We start from the raw sequence: 16,940 nt of genomic DNA on the forward strand, positions 1-16,940 counted from the left end.
CGCGCCTTAATAGACGCGCTCTTTCGGCTCGATATACGACACTTCATCGGTAAGGGTGAAGTTGTTGACCGGACGATAGGTCAGATCAACGCCATACCCTTTGTCCCAATCGACAGTCGCAATCGTGTGCTTCATCCAGACTTCGTCATCACGCTTCGGATAATCCTCGTGGGCATGTGCCCCGCGTGATTCGTGACGGGCCTCGGCGGAATTCATGGTTGCAGCAGCGCAGACCATGAGGTTTTCGAGTTCCATCGTTTCGACGAGATCGGAGTTCCAGATCAGCGAACGATCCGACACGGCAACATCAGGAAGCGTTGCTGCGGTCGCGGAAAGCTTGTCGACACCTTCCTTGAGAATCTCGGCAGTACGGAACACGCCGCAATTGCCCTGCATGACGCGCTGCATTTCCAGACGGATTTCGGCGGTCGGACGAGAACCCTTTGCCCAACGCAGACGGTCGAAACGTGCAATAGCCTCGTCGCCATCGGTGGTTTTGAGTTCCTTGTAGGATGCCTTGGCATCCACGACTTCGGCGGCGTGCAAGCCACATGCACGACCAAAAACAACAAGGTCGAGCAACGAGTTGGTGCCAAGACGGTTTGCACCGTGGACCGACACGCAGGCCGCTTCGCCGGCCGCCATCAGACCCGGAACGATTGCGTTCGGGTTGTCGGCGGTCGGACGCAGAACTTCGCCCTTATAGTTGGTCGGAATGCCGCCCATGTTGTAATGGACCGTCGGCAGGACCGGGATCGGTTCCTTGGTCGCATCAACACCGGCAAAGATTTTTGCGGTTTCGGTAATACCCGGCAGACGTTCCCACAGCACTTCCGAACCAAGATGTTCAAGGTGCAGGTGGATGTATTCACCGTGTTCGCCAACACCGCGACCATCACGGATTTCCTGTGCCATACCGCGCGAAACGACGTCACGTGATGCAAGGTCCTTAACGGTCGGTGCGTAACGTTCCATGAAACGTTCGCCTTCGGAGTTGGTAAGATAACCGCCCTCGCCACGCGCACCTTCGGTGATCAGGCAGCCAGAACCGTAAATGCCGGTCGGGTGGAACTGAACGAATTCCATGTCCTGAAGACCAAGGCCTGCACGTGCGACCATGCCATGACCGTCACCGGTGCAGGTATGGGCCGAGGTGCAGCTAAAGAATGCGCGACCATAACCGCCCGACGCCAGAATGGTCATTTTGGCGTTGAAACGATGGATTTCACCGGTGTCAAGATCCCAGGCGACCAGACCTTTGCACGATCCGTCTTCACCCATGATCAGATCAAGAGCGATATATTCGACAAAGAATTCGGCTTTGTGTTTCAGGCACTGCTGATACAGGGTGTGCAGCATGGCATGACCGGTACGGTCAGCCGCAGCACAGGCACGTTCGACCGGCGCTTTACCGTGATCACGGGTATGACCACCGAACGGGCGCTGATAGATTTTACCATCTTCGGTCCGCGAGAACGGCATGCCGTAATGTTCAAGTTCATGAACAGCCGGAACAGCATTACGGCACATATATTCGATCGCGTCTTGGTCACCGAGCCAGTCGGAGCCCTTGACGGTGTCATACATATGCCACTGCCAGTGATCTTCGGACATGTTGCCAAGTGATGCACCAATGCCGCCCTGCGCCGCAACGGTGTGCGAGCGGGTCGGGAAGACCTTGGTGATACAGGCGGTTTTCAGTCCGGCTTCGACCGTACCAAGCGTCGCACGAAGACCGGCGCCGCCTGCGCCCATAACAACGACGTCGTAGTTATGGTCGATGATTTTATATGATTCGCTCATTGGTTCAGGCTCCGGCAAAAACGATACGCATGACCGACACGATGGCGGCAACCGACAGGAAGGCGGCCACAGCCTTGATCAGGAACAGCGATACGATTTCTGCTTTACGGTTGTGCACATAATCCTCGATCACGACCTGAAGGCCGTGCGTGAAGTGCACCGAAACACTGATGATCATCAGGATCATCATGGTTGAATGGAAATACGAACTCAGCCAATCACGGACTGCATCATAGTCGGCCGTATGGCCAGACAGGATCGATATGATGAACCAGATGCCGAGCGGAAGGTTTGCGACAGCGGTAACGCGCTGGGTCCACCAGTGCGACGAGCCACTTTTAGCAGAACCGAGGCCGCGAACACGGCCCAGATCGGATTGCATTTTCATGACAGGTTTGTCCCCTCTTGCCCGGCCTTAGGCCAGACCGATAATCCAGGTAAGAATGGTCAGCACGATTGCCGCGCCAAAGACGATCGGGTTGCCTTTTCTGGCGCCCTCATTCGTCAGGCCGCGACCGGTATCCCAGACAAGGTGCCGGACACCGTTGCAAGCATGGTAATAAAATGCCGCCGTCCAACCGAACAGCAGCAGCAGACCAAACCACGAGGTGAAAAATGCGTGATAGCCGTTAAAGGCGTCACGACCAGCGCCGGCACCAATCAGCCAGGACGCCAGAAATACGAAACCAATGGCAAGACCGACACCCATCGCACGGAACGAAATGGACATCTTGGCTGCCATCGGAAGCCGGTACACCTGCAAGTGCGGAGACAGCGGCCGATTGGCTTTGCTCATAGCGGATTTGCCTCTTCTCAAAGTAGCTGGCGGGAAAGCAGGGTTTATTTACCCATGCAACGGGATTGAGTCAATCTAGACACCTTTGAAATCCAAAGAAATCCGCGATCAAATTCCGTTTTCGCCTCGGTTAAACTACGTAGGTTGACCTCTCATATGCCGTTTGCGACCCGCGGGAAGGCCAAGGGTTTCCCCTTTACGCAGAAAACGGCGTAACGTGCTTTTAGCAATCGCACAATTAGACCTTATTACGCAAGACTACAGCTGCCAGATTATCTGGGAATTAAAACCGTATAATCAAAGTCCAGAAGAACGCCGGAGTCATATTTTCCTTCGGCGTCACGTAACGGAAAGTCAGATGCCTGACCATCCCGCACCGCAACTAGACGCAAACGAAGGGCCCCGACGTCACGCCGGCCGGGAATTTCAAACTTGTCGAGCACCTCGGACCAGGCAAATACCGTATCCCCGGCAAAGGCCGGGTTGGCATGCGCACCCGCATTAATCGCGGCAATTCGGAAACCGTTGCCAAGCCCATTAAAGGACAATGCCCGTGCCAATGAAATGATGTGCCCGCCATAAATCAGCCGCTTGCCAAACCGCCCGGCACATGCCGCGACCTGATCAAAGTGGACCTTGGCAGTGTTCTGGTAAAGCCGGGTGGCGATCTGATGCTCGGCTTCCTCAATGGTCATGCCATCAATGTGATCGATTTTCTCGCCAATCGCATAATCATCCCAGCGATGGGGCGATCCGGCCAGTTCAAAATCATAGGCCGACAGATCAAGGCTTTTGGGGATCTGCAATGCCTCTGGCGCAACAACCCCTGGCAATTCAGGAAGAACTGTTTCAGGTGCCCGGGCACTTTCGTCATGTTTGCGCACCATGACCCAGCGATTGTAATCCAGCACCATCTCGCCACGCTGATTACGACCGACGGAATTGACGTAAACCACACCGGTCTTGCCGTTCGAGTTTTCCTTGAGCCCGATCACGGTCGATACCGTACTGACCGTATCGCCCGGATAGACCGGCACGCCAAACACCCCACCAGCATAACCAAGATTGGCAACCGCATTTAACGACACATCCGGCACGGTTTTGCCAAAAACGATATGAAACGCCAGAAAATCATCCACAGGCGCACGATCAAACCCGATCCGCCGGGCAAACTCATCAGACGACTGCACCGCAAAACGGGAACCATAAAGCCCGGTATAAAGCGCACCGTCACCACTCGTGATCGTGCGCGGTGTTGCGTGGCGCATTTCCTGACCGATGCGGAAATCCTCAAAGTAATTTCCTGTATTTGTTTTCGATGCCATGGTGCCTCCCTGCATGTATGGCGCTTGGTCTGATGGTTTGAAACCGGCGCTTTTCGCGCTTTTTATCCGGCTATGTGACCGGGCTTAAGCCGCGTCCATTTCCGCAATCTGATCTGCCATTGCGACCAGACGCTTGGCCGAAACAACATGCAAATTCTCGATCAGTTTACCATCGACCACGACAACGCCTTTGCTCTCTTGTGCCGCTTCCTGATGGGCGGCAATGATTTTGCGTGCCCAGGAAATCTCGCTTTCGGCTGGGGCGAATGCGGTATTAGCAGCCGCAATGGTTTTGGGATGGATCAGCGTTTTGCCATCAAATCCCATTTCGCGCCCCTGCTTACAGGACGCAACAAAACCATCATCATCCGAAAGATCAAGATGAACGCCATCAAGAATCGCAAGGCCATAGGCACGTGCTGCCAGCAGACAAAGGCCAAGGCTTGTGATCATCGGCAAACGATCAGGCGTATGGGCACAGTTCAGATCCTTCGCCAGATCGGATGTTCCCATCACAAAACCACCAAGACGCGGGTGAGCACCTGCGATTTCCCTGGCATCAAGCATCGCAAGTGGCGTTTCCATCATGCACCAGATACGCATATCTGCGTGCGCGCCTTCGGCCTCCATGATGGTCGCGACCTGCCGGACCGTATCGGCACTTTCGACCTTGGGCAGCAGAATGGCATCAGCCGATGTTTTGGCCGCAGCCACGATATCGGCATATCCCCACGGGGTGTTTAATCCGTTGGTCCTGATCTGGATTTCACGTTTGCCATAACCACCTTCTGCCAGCGTGGCAACGATCTGATCGCGGGCAACATCCTTTGCGTCGGGTGCCACTGCATCCTCAAGATCAAGGATCAGGCCATCAGCAGGCAGACTGCGCCCCTTTTCCAGTGCCCGGGCGTTTGAACCCGGCATATAAAGAACACTGCGGCGTGGACGTGCGATTGCAGCCATCTGTCATCTCCCGTTTGATAATTTTTGTTCAATAATTATCAATATTGTTTCCGAAAATTACCGAAACTTGTTTTGCACTGCAAGCCATCTTTTGCGCTGCGGCATAATATTGCCGATCAGAAAACGGCCTAAAAATCCCACCCATCAAAGGCTCGGGAAAGTGGCACCACGTGCCTCCATCACCGTCACCGTCGCACTGCGCCCGGCAACCAGGCGGACACTTTCAGGGACGTTATCAAGCGATACGCGCACCGGCACACGTTGCGCCAGGCGAACCCAGCTAAAGGTCGGTTTGACATTTGCAAGGGTTCCCCCTGCACCCGACCGTTCACTATCCTGAATACCGCCTGCGATGCTGACGACATGGCCGTAAATAGCGTTATCTTCACCCATCAGACGGACTTCAACCTGATCGCCGATTGCGATACGCGGCAGTTTGGTTTCTTCGAAATAGCCAGCGACATAAAATGACTGGCTATCGACCAGAGCAGCAATCGCCTGCCCTGCACCAACATAGTTCCCCCGACGCAACGAGAAATTCGTCAGGATGCCATCAACCGGGGCAACAACCTTGGTGCGTGCCAGATTCAAAACGGCAAGATCAAGATCCGCCTTGGCCAGATCCATATCTGCCTGTGCGGTCGCGAGATTGGTTGCAACCTGTTCTTTTTTCTGGCGCGACACAACGTCGCTATCAAGCCCCTTGTAGCGTTTCATTTCACGCTGGGCCTGATCCCGTGCGGCGATGGCACTTTCAAGCTTCGCCTGTGCCTGATCGACGGCCACCTGGTAACGGGCGGGATCAATGGAAAACAGCAAATCCCCGGCGTGAACAATCTGGTTATCGGTAACATGCACCTCACTGACCAGACCAGCGATATCCGGCGCAATTGCTACAACGTCGGCACTGACCCGTCCATCCCGGGTCCAAGGAGAATTCATGTAGTAGTCATAAAGCTGATAACCGCCAGCAGATGCCGTCAGAACAAGAACAAACGTCACCAGAACGCGAAGGGAATTGGCAAAAGTCGGTTTCATATCGTCACCTATTGAACAAACAGAACCGAAAGTGCCGTCAGGATCAGCACGAACATGGCCAGATCCGTTAAAGCTGGATGCGCGGTTATCTTGTAAAAACCGATCCGCGCAAGACCAACATGCAGCACTTTCAGAAAGAACCAGGCGCCAAGCGCCATCACCAGAAAGGCGGGTACAAACACGCCATAAATATCGACCGTCGGATTGATCATGCGGTTTCTCCGATCAGGGATGGCAGATCGGGCACGAATGCCTTATCTGCCTGACGATTCAGCACCGGTGCGCCCGCGCGGCATAAGGCACGGCGCAGCGCAATCAGCGGGACCAGCAATTTAGCGCGAAGCGGTGTGGGTGAAATTGCCACAACTTCACGCAGGATATTATCGACTTCATCAAGGATCACAGGATCGGGCAGTGCGCCAAAATCTCGACGGCGATTGTCAAAATGACGCGCCATGTTTCGCAAAACCACATCCAGCTTGGTTGCGATCCTTTGATCCGCCAGCGCCTTGAAACGATGCAGGTCATAAATGCTGGCAGCAATCGAGACCTCCGGCATTGAGCGGATCAAAGTATCGCGATGGTCTGGTGCCAATGCCAATCTGGGCAAAATCAAACCCTGCCGATCCAGTAAACGGCGGATCATGACCATGCGTGGCAAACGGAGCGTCCCGCGCGCAATAGCACTAATGTCGCGCCAGTTTGACATCACCAGCCGCCGAATGCTGGCATCGACTGTCACGCTGCGCACAAAGGCCGTAACAAGTGCCGCGACAGCAAAACCGGCAAGCGATGCCAGACCGCTATCAAGCAGGGTGGCAAAGTTGCTGCTGTAACTGGTATCGACATTCAGGATCATCACGACATTGACCAGCATCGCCAGACCAAACCCGTATGTCTGCGGGGAAGTCATCAACACCCCCAGCAGAAGGAAATAGGGTGCAAACGCGACAACAAGAAGCGGGAAGCCATCAATGCCGGGCAGAATCGCAAGGCTGTAGATAATCACGACAACAATTGCCATCGCGGTATAACGGATGAAGCCTTTCAATGCCGGAACCGGATTATCAAGGAACGACATGATACTGGCGCCGACTGCTGCCATCATCGCCGCCGTCCCGCCTGCAGGCCATGCCGTCATGATCCAGAAACCGCATACAAGCAAGGTTGCAATCACTGCCGTCATGCCGGACCGGAACGCAACACCGTAATCGCGATGCAAAGCCCGCTCCTGCGCACTATCACGCCAGCGATCCACGACGTCGGCTGGAACATTGTCGACACGCAACCCATCCCACAACCGGCAGCAATCGGAATAAAAATTCAAAAGCCGATGCAGACGATTACAAAGATTAAACTGCAACAGGCCATCCCATTCCGATGCATTCGAAAACTCGGCACCATATGCGGCAATTCGCGCATGAAGCGCCTGCGCTGATAAACCATCGTAGTGGCCGGTTGCCATATGGATCGCCACATCATCAAGAATGGCCCGCAAATCTTTGGGGATGCTCCCACTGTAATCGACAAGCGCGGTTATTCTGTCATGCACGGCGAAAAGCACAGGCAAAAGAGCGGCTATCGCGCTTTGCAGGGCCTGCAATTGGCGGGTTCGCCCAGCAAATCGGGACTTTTCATATCCCAGATGAACAGAAAGCCCGTGCAATTCGCCAATATCTGCCGCGATGCGTGTCCGGTCCTGATGCAACTTTTCAGGATCAGAACCGGCATCAAAACTTAGCTTTGCCAAGTCGGCAATATCTCTCATCCAGCCATCAATCCGTGCCGCAACGACCGGGCCGACATGGCGGGGAAAAATGATATGACTGACCAGCGTGGCACAAATAATGCCAAGCGAAATTTCCTGAACGCGCGCAACGGCCGTATCAAAAATAATCCCGGGGTCCGTTACGCACGGAAAACCGACAATCGCCGCGGTATAGCCCGCCAGCATGAAAAGGTAGCTTTTGGGAGTCCTGTCCAGTCGGGAAAGATAAAGACAGCCCCCAACCCAAAGTGCGAGCGCAAGCGATAGCAAAACCGGCGCATTCACAAGATTGGACACCATTACAATCGCCGCAACCGCCCCAATGATCGTTCCGATCACACGATAAAGTGCCTTGGACGCCAGAACACCGGACAAAGGATGGGCAACGATATAGACCGTTGCCATCGCCCAGACAGGCCGATCAAGATCAAAGGCCAGCGCAATGAACAATGCAAGAACCGCCGCGGCAAACGTTTTTGCCGAAAACAGCCAGTCAGCACCTTTGGGACGCAGGGCAAGAATATTTGCAAACATCTTATCCCCCGCACCCTAAGCGTCGCCATCGCGTTGCGCCAGTTTGCCAAGCAATTGCTGCATGACATCAAGAGTAGTTGCAAGATTTTCGGGGTCGATATCGGCCGTGAGTTCGTTGCGGATGTCGGCAAGAATGATCTCGATCTCGGCCGCTTTGTCTTTACCTGCTGCCGTTAGTGCAACCATTTTGGCGCGCCGGTCGCTCAGATCGCAAACACGCGAAATAAGTCCGTCGCGTTCCAGCGCATCAATAACCCGCACAAGAGACGGGCCTTCGACGCCGATTTCATCCGCAATCAAACCTTGCCGTACAGGACCGGCTGCCCGATTGAGAACAATCAGGGGCATCACCATGGTTTGAGACAAGCCGTGCGATTGCAATGTGCTGTCGATCTCGCGACGCCAGCAACGCGCGACACGCATCAACGTGCTTCCAAGACTCAGATAAGGGGTATCAAGATCATTGTTTTCCATGATGCAAAGCATAACAGAGAAATTAGATAGAATTCTAACTATTATAATCCTATCAGTTATGCACTGTAAGCATGAATGTCCGCCCGCATGCTCGCGATGAATAATTAATCTATTATTTTCAATTATTTAAATTGTACTGAGCTATTGCGCCTTGCCAAACAGGCCCGACAACAGCAGGCCCGTTACAGGTGGCACCTCGTTCAACGCGCGCCCATTGGACAAGAAAACAATCGCGACATCCTGTTTGGGGAACCACGAAAATTCCGCGGAATAACCGAAATAAACCCCGTCATGCCCCCAAACAGGTCCCCAATCGGTTTTGCCGATCATCATGCCATAGCCATAGGAACCTTCGCCGGCGAACAATGTATCCGTCGTGGCCCGCTCCAGCGCGTTCGCGCCCAGCAAAATACCATCCGCAAACAGCGCCCGGCCAAATTTCAAAAGATCTTCTGCGGTTGAAATCACCCCACCATCTGAAAGCTGATCGCCGACATCAAAATCGGTCACATCCTCAAGCTTGCCATCCCCATTGGCGTCATCAAAGCCGCGCGCAAGATCATCGGGGCGCGGATACCGGCCAAAGGATGTATTGCGCATTTCGGCTGGCTCAAAAATCCGTCGATTGAACACCGCTTCGATGTGATCGCCTTCGACCTGTTCTATCAGGACCCCCAGCAGGATATAGTTGCTGTTGGACGGGTTATATTGGGTACCGGGTTTGAAATGTGCTTCACGGCCCGCAATCAGCGGCAGCAATTCGCGATTGCGCCAGCCGTGCTGGGGATCGCGCCCGACCAGCTCAAAGAAAAATTCCCCATCCAGATAATCGGGAATGCCTGAACTATTGCGCAAAAGATCACGAACGGTCGCAACATTGGCATTGGCAATCTTGTCGCGGAATTCCGCAGGAATCCATTTGGCAATCGGATCGGAAAGGTCGATCCGCTTTTCAGATGCCAACTGCAACACAACCACCGCAGTCATCATTTTGGTCAGCGACCCGATATAGAACTGCCGTTCGCGCGTCATGCCTGTGTCGGGATTTACCGATGCATACCCGGTTGCGGCAAAGCGCATCTGACCGTCACCATAACCAATGCCGATTACTGCACCCGGCAAACCGGCCTGCTCGACATATTGCCGCAAAAATTTGACAAGCGGATCATCGGGCTCGTTTTTTTCCTCGGCATATGCCGCCGACGGCACCGATACTGCGACAAGCAGCAGAAATAATACCGGCACCAAACGCCGCCAAAACCCTGAAGTCACGACTTTGTCCCCACAAAACGTCAAATTTGGCACCAGCATTGATGAAATTGTTTATCGGCTGATTAACCCGTTGATTTATCCATCTGTTTTATCCATGTGACCAGTGCCGTCCGAAATTCGGAAGACGGCACCCAGACAATTTCTTCGCCGTGCTCTTCATATGCCGGGGCAATTTCACAAATGGCCGGATCCACTTTCAAAATATAGGCATTCATTGCCATCTCCCAATGGCCTTCGCCGCTATTGATCACTGCATCCAGCCGATCAAGCACGATTTGCGCCCATTCCGGGGCATTCTGAATATCCATGACAAGACAGGCGGCGATGCGATCATGCCCTTCATCGCCAACAATCCTGCCGGGCCAATCAGGTACCATCATTTCACCGCCTGCCATTTTCAAGCCTCACATTTCAAGGTTAACGCAGCGGGAACGCGGTGTTGATGCTTCCGCCATTTACCCCAACCGCGATGTAAAAACGGTTTGAATCGTCGTCACCTTCGCAATACGGCCCCTGTGTAGCCATCACCGGATCCGGTCGATTTTTCCCGCACACCACCCAGCCGGGTGCTCCGGCCGGACAGGCTTCCTGATTGGCCTCGGCATAAAGAATGGAGTTCACAACCTCATCCTGGGAACAGCTGTCCGGGAACATTGTCGAAATCGATTTCTGAACCCCGTTCTTTTGAAAGGATATGTTGTAAATTCCCATCGGATTCGCTGGCTGGGTGATCACGACATTCGTTATCCCCCCACCCGCAGGGTTGTTTCCGCCGGGACGGGAATGGAAACCGACAGCCTTGCCTTTGCTGTTTATCTCGCCACAGAAAACGTGATCGCCATTGATGTCGGGCAGCCCCACATTTGTGATCGTACCGACCGGGCACACGACCTGAGCCATCGCGGATGTGGCATTGATCATCAACAGCCCCCAAACCAGCAGGATCGCGGCGACAAAAGTATGGGAGAGCTTTGAAAGTGTCGTCATAAACGACCTCCTTTGCCTTGTCCTAGCAGTTCCTGCCGCCACCATCAGGGCTGCGGCATACTGCCCGGAACAGACGCCATCAACCCAGCACTGTGACGCCGCTCAAAGCTGCGAGAATTCCAGCCCGATCCGAAGTGCCAGGACACTCGCAGGTTCAAAACGCATTGGCACGCCACCGATTTTGCCGCCATGCCATTGCGCCTTGGTCAGCACGAATGCCCCTAGCGGCAAGGCATGACTGGTGCGGAAATTGACCAATGCACGGATTTCCTTGGGCTTTCGAATGCCTTCATCACACCACAGGCAGTGATAGGCAAAAAGCGGTGTTCCGCTTCGCCGGTCAAGGAAAACGAAAGGCACCTCGTAATGCCCCCAACGCGCGTAATAAAGGCTTTCAAGCCCGACACTTGACGTCAGGAACTGGGTCTGGATCGCGGTTTCCGCCAGTCTTGTAATTGTCCCACTGTCCGCGGCCTTGGCACCGATCAATCCGGCACGAAGCCCGGGGTGAATCAGATGGACCTTAAATGCCACCGCGCGCTGAAACGGTTTTGCATCCTGATCGACACGTTCCAGCCTGCGCACCAGCCATGCACTTTCAAGATACTCAAGATAACGGCGCAGCGTATTTTTGGCGATATCAAGTTCCCGCGCCAAGGTCTCGATCGAGAATTCCGCACCGGTGTTATAGGCCAGCAACACAAACAGACGGTGCAAATCCGATGGACTTGAAATGCCGTGCAACCCGGGAAGATCAGAATGAAGCGATCGATGGATTGCCCCCGCCTCGCCGTCACGATCATGGAAGCCGCCTTCGTTAATATAGGCTTCGAACAGGTCGTTAAGCTCGATCAGGCCATCGGGAATATCGGCGGTATAGCGCCCGACATTGGGTGTTTGCGGCAAGACGTCTGACGGCGCGATCCCCCGCTGCTCAAGATATTCGGCGAAACTGAAAGGCGGTAAAAACAGGCCTTGAATATGACCAAGCGCGTTTGGATTGGGTGCCAACGCACTAACCGCAACCACGCGCAACATCGGGTCCGCCACCAGCAATTTTGCAACCCGGTCTTCCCAATCGCGCTGATAGGACACCTCGTCGATAAACAGCCAAAGCGGATAATCTGCCGATATGCCCCGCATGGAACGGAGTATTTTTGGCAGTCGCGGCAAATCGATTTCAAGAAACAGCGGGTGCTCAAGCGAGATATAGCAAACATGTCGACGTGGTGTATCGGCATTAAGCAATTCGGCAACGGCCTGACGCAACATGACGGTCTTACCCACCCCACGCGGCCCGGTTAAAACAACGGCCTTTGTTCCGTCGTTTTTTTCAATTGCGGCCCAGAACCGTTTGAAAAACGCACGCTGCGGCAGATCATGAACCAGATCATCGGTGATGCCATCCCACCACGGATTATCAAGCATCAACCGATGCAGAAAATCCTGTTCGCCCGGATGCTCGATCATGGCCGCCATATCCCCCCGTTTTGCTGGCAGGCTTTCCCGCCAGATATCACCAGAGGACACCAAGCTAGTCAGAAAACCTTTAAATTAGGTATAGTGATAAATGCTATTTGGTTATTTTTCAGCAAATAGTTGCGATCACGAACATGAACACAAAAAAGAAACCGAACCCGTAGAAACAGGTCCGGCTCGAAAGGTGAAGCTGCGGGATAACTCAATATCACTGCGAAGCAGGGGGGATTGATACCGATGTCATCGCAGCATCGGTTACGCTTTATCGTTGGGGGAGGTCGAAGCATCATCGTCACTGCCATCGGCGTCTTTCTTGCCGCTGGCATCGTCTTTTTTCATCTTTTCAAGTTCCGAGGCCAGCCGGTAATCACCGGAAGCAACATAACCTTCCATTGAACCGGTTCGACGTTCAAGGTCATCGAATTTCTCGCGAAGGTCTTCCATCCAGGGCTCTTCAAAATCGACACCCATGGTCGGGCGCTCTTCTGGCGCGTCTGTATGCGCGGTCGAGGCATTATATGATCCCGGCCGACCGGCCCCGCGAAACCTGCCGCGCAGACCGTCAAACCATTCCGGATGATGCACATAGGCCCACGCAAGGGCAAACAGCATCACGCCAACAGGGAAGCTGAAAATCAGGATCAGGATAAAGGCGATCAGCACACCTTTGCGTGGGATACCAAACTTTTCGGCAATTCCCCGGGTCGTGCGGCGAATGACGCCACCGCACTCCTTGCCGTCCTGGCCCTCACGCCGGAAGCGGCAACCGCCATGACGATGTTTCTTGTGACCGCGCTGATAGCCGGCACCGGCAGCAGCTTGCTGTGCAGTCATATCCTGTTCCTCCATTCGGCAACCTCGGCATCCAACAGGCGTTCAAGTGTTTCGACACGATTTTCAAGGCGTTCTGCCCGGCCTTTGAGCGTGACGACGATTTCCTTTTCCTTCGCCACCTGTTCCGGACTGGATTTTTGCTGTTCGGCTTTCATCCGTTTCCAAAGTGTTATGTAGTGAAACACAACCCAAACCGGGCCGACAACGACAACAAACACAATTAACGGTACAGCAATCGCCCACATCTTTGTCAGCTCAACCTTTGTTGCAGCTTATCGCATCGAAACACGCGAACCGCTGATTATTTGTCTTTCTTGACCCGTGCTTTAAGCTCTTTCAGATCGTCCTCGATCCCAAGCTCGGCTTCAAGGTCTTCGAACTGTTCTCCAAGGCTCTGCCCGCGACCAAGATCCCAGGAGTCCGCACCGGCCTCAAGCTCGTCAATGCGGCGTTCCATCTGCTCATAGCGCAGCAATGCTTCATCGATCTGACCCGAATGCAGCTTTTCGCGCATCTTGACACGCTTTTCGGCAGTCTGCATGCGGATTTCAACCGCACGCTGCTTGCCCTTGGCTTCGTTAAGCTTGTTCTGAAGCTTGTTCAAGTCATCGTCAAACTTGCCAAGCGTTTCCTCGATCACTTCAAGCTCGCGCTCCAGCACGATGCTCTGATCGGCCAGACGGCGACGCGCCATCAGCGCACCTTTCGCCAGATCGTCACGGCCTTTGGAAATGGCAAATTCCGCTTTGCCTTCCCACTCAAGCTGACCGTCATGAAGCTTCTTGAGCTTGCGCTCGACTTCTTTCTTGTCGGCAATCGCCTTGACCGCGGCGGAACGGACTTCAACCAGGGTATCTTCCATTTCCTGGATCATCAACCGAACCATTTTCTCCGGATCTTCGGCACGATCCAGAAGCGAGTTGATATTGGCATTTACGATATCGGACAAACGCGAAAACACGCCCATTGTCTGATCTCCTTAAAAATACGGGGGACGTAAAAATTCTGATCTCTCTATTTCAAATGCCGTGCCAGTTTTGACATCTAATAAAATCAATGACTTAGAATTATCGACCTTATCCAGTTAACTTTTATCGCGACAATTTTGTCTTTTTTCGATAACGTTTTTCGCGAAATGGATAGCTTGCAACCGATATTGGGCGAAGACCCCGTTTTTCTGGCCGCCCTTGAACATGTTTCACGTCTGGCACCGATCGAACGGCCATGCCTTGTGATCGGGGAGCGAGGATCGGGCAAGGAACTGATTGCATCACGCCTGCATTACCTCTCCCGACGCTGGGGAGGCCCGCTGGTCAAGGTCAATTGCGCGGCCCTACCTGAAACCCTGCTTGATACCGAACTGTTCGGGCACGAGGCCGGGGCCTTTACCGGGGCAACCAAACGTCATGTCGGGCGATTTGAACGCGCGCATGGCGGCACCATCATTCTCGATGAAATCGCCACCGCCAGCCCGGTGGTGCAGGAAAAACTCCTGCGCGTTGTTGAATATGGCGAGATTGAACGTGTTGGCGGCTCCGAAGTGATCGAAGTTGATGCCCGCGTCATTGGTGTGACAAATGAAAACCTGCGCGAACTGGCCAAAACCGGGAAGTTTCGCGCCGACCTACTCGACCGCCTCGCCTTTGACGTGATCGCTGTTCCGCCGCTGCGCCAAAGGTCTGATGATATCTTGCCACTTGCCGAACAGTTCGCGCTCGAAATGACTAAACGCCTGTCACGACAGGTTTTTGCCGGCTTCACACCAACAGCGGCGCGCCAACTCCTCAGCCATTCCTGGCCCGGCAATGTCCGCGAGTTGCGCAATGCGGTCGAACGCAGCCTTTATCTGGCTGAAGATGATGAAAATCCGCTTGCGCATATCGTACTCGACCCATTCGAAGGCATCTGGACCGAAACCAACCGTGATGCACCACCTACCACAGCAGGCACACCCGAAGAACCTGCCCCCACCGGCACAACAGATTTCAAATCTCAGGTTGCAGAATTTGAAATCAAACTGCTTGAAAGCGCCCTGCGTCGAAACGCGAATAACCAGACCGAAGCCGCCAAGGCGCTTGATCTGAACTACCATCAGTTCCGTCGACTTCTGGAAAAATACGATCTGCTGCCGGGGCGCTCAGGACCATAAGCATGTATCAGCCCCGCACCCCAAACTATCGCAAGAGCGACCCGGCAATGCGCTGGAACCTGCCTGACAGAGTATTCTTTGCGTGTGGTGCCTGCCATATCCTTGCCCACGCATTCATCGAACGCTTTGACGCGACCGGCGAACTCACTCCAATCTGGTTCCATCCGAAAGATAACCTTCCCGGCAATCACATCATCGTCTCAGGCGGAGATTGGGTCTTTGACTATCACGGATACAGCAACCACAAGCGCCTCATGGATCATTGCTTCCGACGCGCCCGACAACGTTGGCCGGGGTGGGATGCCGACATAATACCACTCCCACGTGACGTTCTGATATCGGAACACAAATCCCGCGAATTTGACGGATTATGGCTCCGTGAACCGCAACAATTCCTGCACGATGCGCTGCCGCGTGCACGACGTTTTCTGGATCGGTTTTCGTCGCCCCCAAGGCAACCGAGCCAGAGCGCTTCTTAGTGACGTCCGCCCCAAGCCCACTGCCCGCCGTTTTCATGTGCGCAAGCATCGCCGAGCGTTGTTTCCCGAACAGAAGACTTGCCGGGTCACATACGCGATCAGATGTCCTGAGCTCCGCAGCGTAGCGGCCAATGATTGATTCAAGTTGCCATTTTGACAGCACGATGAAATTGTAAGTTAAATTTCTAATATTATCTCAAAATAATGCAGGTCAAAACCAATGAGCCCCGCCATGATGAAATCTCCGATGGTTCGTCTCTGCCGCACGATCTGCGTTTTACTCATCCCAGCTTTTCTCTTCCCCACCTTGCCGCCGAGCACGGCACATGCGGAAGATGACTGGTTGTTCGCACCCTATCTGCGGGCCGATCTGGGGTATTCCATCACGGTTGACGATAGAGCCGAATTTGACGACCCGGTTGAACGCGATTCGATCGAAATGACAAGCTATAAAGGATCGCGCTACCAGATCGGTGCGGGGCTCAAGCTCACGGACTATCTGCGAACCGACATCACGGTATCTCATGGTAATCGACTGTCCGCAGCAGATGACTATCGTGACGCGGATGGCATCCCGAACAAATCAGGCAACAAGCTAAATGACGGTGCTTTCGAAACATCCAACTGGACGACAATGGTGAACGTTTATGTTGACCCATTAAGTATTGCTGGCGTTGATCTCGGTGCCTTTTCACCCTACGTGCAAGGCGGTATCGGCTTGGCCCGGAACAAGACGGAAAAAATGTTCTTTGTAAACGACAATGATAGTTACACTACCGGCGACACGCATAACGATTTGGCCTGGCAGATTGGTGCGGGTGTCGGGTACGCGATTTCCGACCAATGGACGCTCGACATGTCCTACCGCTTCCTTGACATGGGCGAAGCTCGCGGTGGCGACAAATTTATTAATTCGGTGGGGACGGCGACCAGCGTGGAGCCTGCCCGGTTTGACCTACGGGCACATGAGTTCATGATTGGACTGCAATATCAGTTCTGATTGCGACACTGTTTAATCCTGAAAAGGGGTACTTTTGCG

At 53.8% G+C, this 16,940-nt stretch carries 19 protein-coding genes; 3 read left to right on the forward strand and 16 right to left on the reverse strand.

Annotation, left to right across the window (positions count from 1 at the left end; all coding sequences use genetic code 11):
- Nucleotides 1–6: 6 nt before the first annotated feature.
- The 16 genes from sdhA to pspA form a co-directional block, all read right to left on the reverse strand.
- A complete protein-coding gene (sdhA, locus tag TH468_RS04980) occupies nucleotides 7–1,803 on the reverse strand; it encodes a succinate dehydrogenase flavoprotein subunit (RefSeq protein ID WP_085642504.1) in 1,797 nt (598 codons plus the stop codon).
- Between the two features lie 4 nt (nucleotides 1,804–1,807).
- Complete coding sequence (sdhD, locus tag TH468_RS04985; protein ID WP_007088830.1) at nucleotides 1,808–2,191, reverse strand: succinate dehydrogenase, hydrophobic membrane anchor protein; 384 nt, start codon at nucleotides 2,189–2,191, stop codon at nucleotides 1,808–1,810.
- 27 nt (nucleotides 2,192–2,218) lie between these two features.
- A complete protein-coding gene (gene sdhC, locus TH468_RS04990; protein WP_085642505.1) occupies nucleotides 2,219–2,599 on the reverse strand; it encodes a succinate dehydrogenase, cytochrome b556 subunit in 381 nt (126 codons plus the stop codon).
- A 272-nt stretch (nucleotides 2,600–2,871) separates the two neighbouring features.
- The gene (locus TH468_RS04995; RefSeq protein ID WP_085642506.1) at nucleotides 2,872–3,924 is read right to left on the reverse strand and encodes a MaoC family dehydratase; all 1,053 of its coding nucleotides are present in this window, start codon (nucleotides 3,922–3,924) and stop codon (nucleotides 2,872–2,874) included.
- 84 nt (nucleotides 3,925–4,008) lie between these two features.
- The gene (locus TH468_RS05000) at nucleotides 4,009–4,887 is read right to left on the reverse strand and encodes a CoA ester lyase (RefSeq protein ID WP_085642507.1); all 879 of its coding nucleotides are present in this window, start codon (nucleotides 4,885–4,887) and stop codon (nucleotides 4,009–4,011) included.
- A gap of 144 nt (nucleotides 4,888–5,031) precedes the next feature.
- On the reverse strand, nucleotides 5,032–5,925 hold the full coding sequence (locus tag TH468_RS05005; protein WP_085642508.1) for an HlyD family secretion protein: 894 nt from the start codon (nucleotides 5,923–5,925) through the stop codon (nucleotides 5,032–5,034).
- Nucleotides 5,926–5,933: 8 nt separating this feature from the next.
- Nucleotides 5,934–6,137 (reverse strand): DUF1656 domain-containing protein, encoded by a 204-nt coding sequence (locus TH468_RS05010; RefSeq protein ID WP_085642509.1) that lies wholly within the window; start codon nucleotides 6,135–6,137, stop codon nucleotides 5,934–5,936.
- Nucleotides 6,134–8,227 carry an FUSC family protein gene (locus TH468_RS05015; protein ID WP_085642510.1) on the reverse strand — a complete coding sequence of 698 codons (2,094 nt, stop codon included), beginning with the start codon at nucleotides 8,225–8,227 and terminating at the stop codon, nucleotides 6,134–6,136. The genes TH468_RS05010 and TH468_RS05015 overlap by 4 nt, the downstream gene beginning before the upstream one ends.
- Before the next feature lie 15 nt (nucleotides 8,228–8,242).
- Entirely contained in the window at nucleotides 8,243–8,650 is a 408-nt protein-coding gene (locus TH468_RS05020; RefSeq protein ID WP_246832214.1) for a MarR family winged helix-turn-helix transcriptional regulator, read from the reverse strand.
- A gap of 192 nt (nucleotides 8,651–8,842) precedes the next feature.
- A complete protein-coding gene (locus tag TH468_RS05025; RefSeq protein WP_246832215.1) occupies nucleotides 8,843–9,946 on the reverse strand; it encodes a serine hydrolase in 1,104 nt (367 codons plus the stop codon).
- A gap of 89 nt (nucleotides 9,947–10,035) precedes the next feature.
- Complete coding sequence (locus tag TH468_RS05030) at nucleotides 10,036–10,353, reverse strand: hypothetical protein (RefSeq protein ID WP_139834647.1); 318 nt, start codon at nucleotides 10,351–10,353, stop codon at nucleotides 10,036–10,038.
- A 37-nt stretch (nucleotides 10,354–10,390) separates the two neighbouring features.
- The gene (locus TH468_RS05035) at nucleotides 10,391–11,005 is read right to left on the reverse strand and encodes an EndoU domain-containing protein (RefSeq protein ID WP_085642514.1); all 615 of its coding nucleotides are present in this window, start codon (nucleotides 11,003–11,005) and stop codon (nucleotides 10,391–10,393) included.
- A 57-nt stretch (nucleotides 11,006–11,062) separates the two neighbouring features.
- Nucleotides 11,063–12,430 carry an ATP-binding protein gene (locus TH468_RS05040; RefSeq protein ID WP_246832216.1) on the reverse strand — a complete coding sequence of 456 codons (1,368 nt, stop codon included), beginning with the start codon at nucleotides 12,428–12,430 and terminating at the stop codon, nucleotides 11,063–11,065.
- Between the two features lie 264 nt (nucleotides 12,431–12,694).
- Nucleotides 12,695–13,273 carry a PspC domain-containing protein gene (locus tag TH468_RS05045; protein WP_085642965.1) on the reverse strand — a complete coding sequence of 193 codons (579 nt, stop codon included), beginning with the start codon at nucleotides 13,271–13,273 and terminating at the stop codon, nucleotides 12,695–12,697.
- On the reverse strand, nucleotides 13,270–13,518 hold the full coding sequence (gene pspB, locus TH468_RS05050; RefSeq protein WP_085642516.1) for an envelope stress response membrane protein PspB: 249 nt from the start codon (nucleotides 13,516–13,518) through the stop codon (nucleotides 13,270–13,272). The genes TH468_RS05045 and pspB overlap by 4 nt, the downstream gene beginning before the upstream one ends.
- A gap of 56 nt (nucleotides 13,519–13,574) precedes the next feature.
- On the reverse strand, nucleotides 13,575–14,240 hold the full coding sequence (pspA, locus tag TH468_RS05055; RefSeq protein ID WP_085642517.1) for a phage shock protein PspA: 666 nt from the start codon (nucleotides 14,238–14,240) through the stop codon (nucleotides 13,575–13,577).
- A 168-nt stretch (nucleotides 14,241–14,408) separates the two neighbouring features.
- Between pspA and pspF the strand changes: the two genes are divergently transcribed.
- From pspF to TH468_RS05070, 3 genes are all read left to right on the forward strand, one after another.
- The gene (pspF, locus tag TH468_RS05060; protein WP_085642518.1) at nucleotides 14,409–15,422 is read left to right on the forward strand and encodes a phage shock protein operon transcriptional activator; all 1,014 of its coding nucleotides are present in this window, start codon (nucleotides 14,409–14,411) and stop codon (nucleotides 15,420–15,422) included.
- A 2-nt stretch (nucleotides 15,423–15,424) separates the two neighbouring features.
- Complete coding sequence (locus TH468_RS05065; protein WP_168177084.1) at nucleotides 15,425–15,901, forward strand: hypothetical protein; 477 nt, start codon at nucleotides 15,425–15,427, stop codon at nucleotides 15,899–15,901.
- 220 nt (nucleotides 15,902–16,121) lie between these two features.
- A complete protein-coding gene (locus TH468_RS05070) occupies nucleotides 16,122–16,901 on the forward strand; it encodes an outer membrane protein (protein WP_085642519.1) in 780 nt (259 codons plus the stop codon).
- Nucleotides 16,902–16,940: the final 39 nt, after the last annotated feature.

Origin of the sequence: Thalassospira sp. MCCC 1A03138, from assembly GCF_002115785.1 — a bacterium.
Classification (GTDB): Bacteria; Pseudomonadota; Alphaproteobacteria; order Rhodospirillales; family Thalassospiraceae; genus Thalassospira.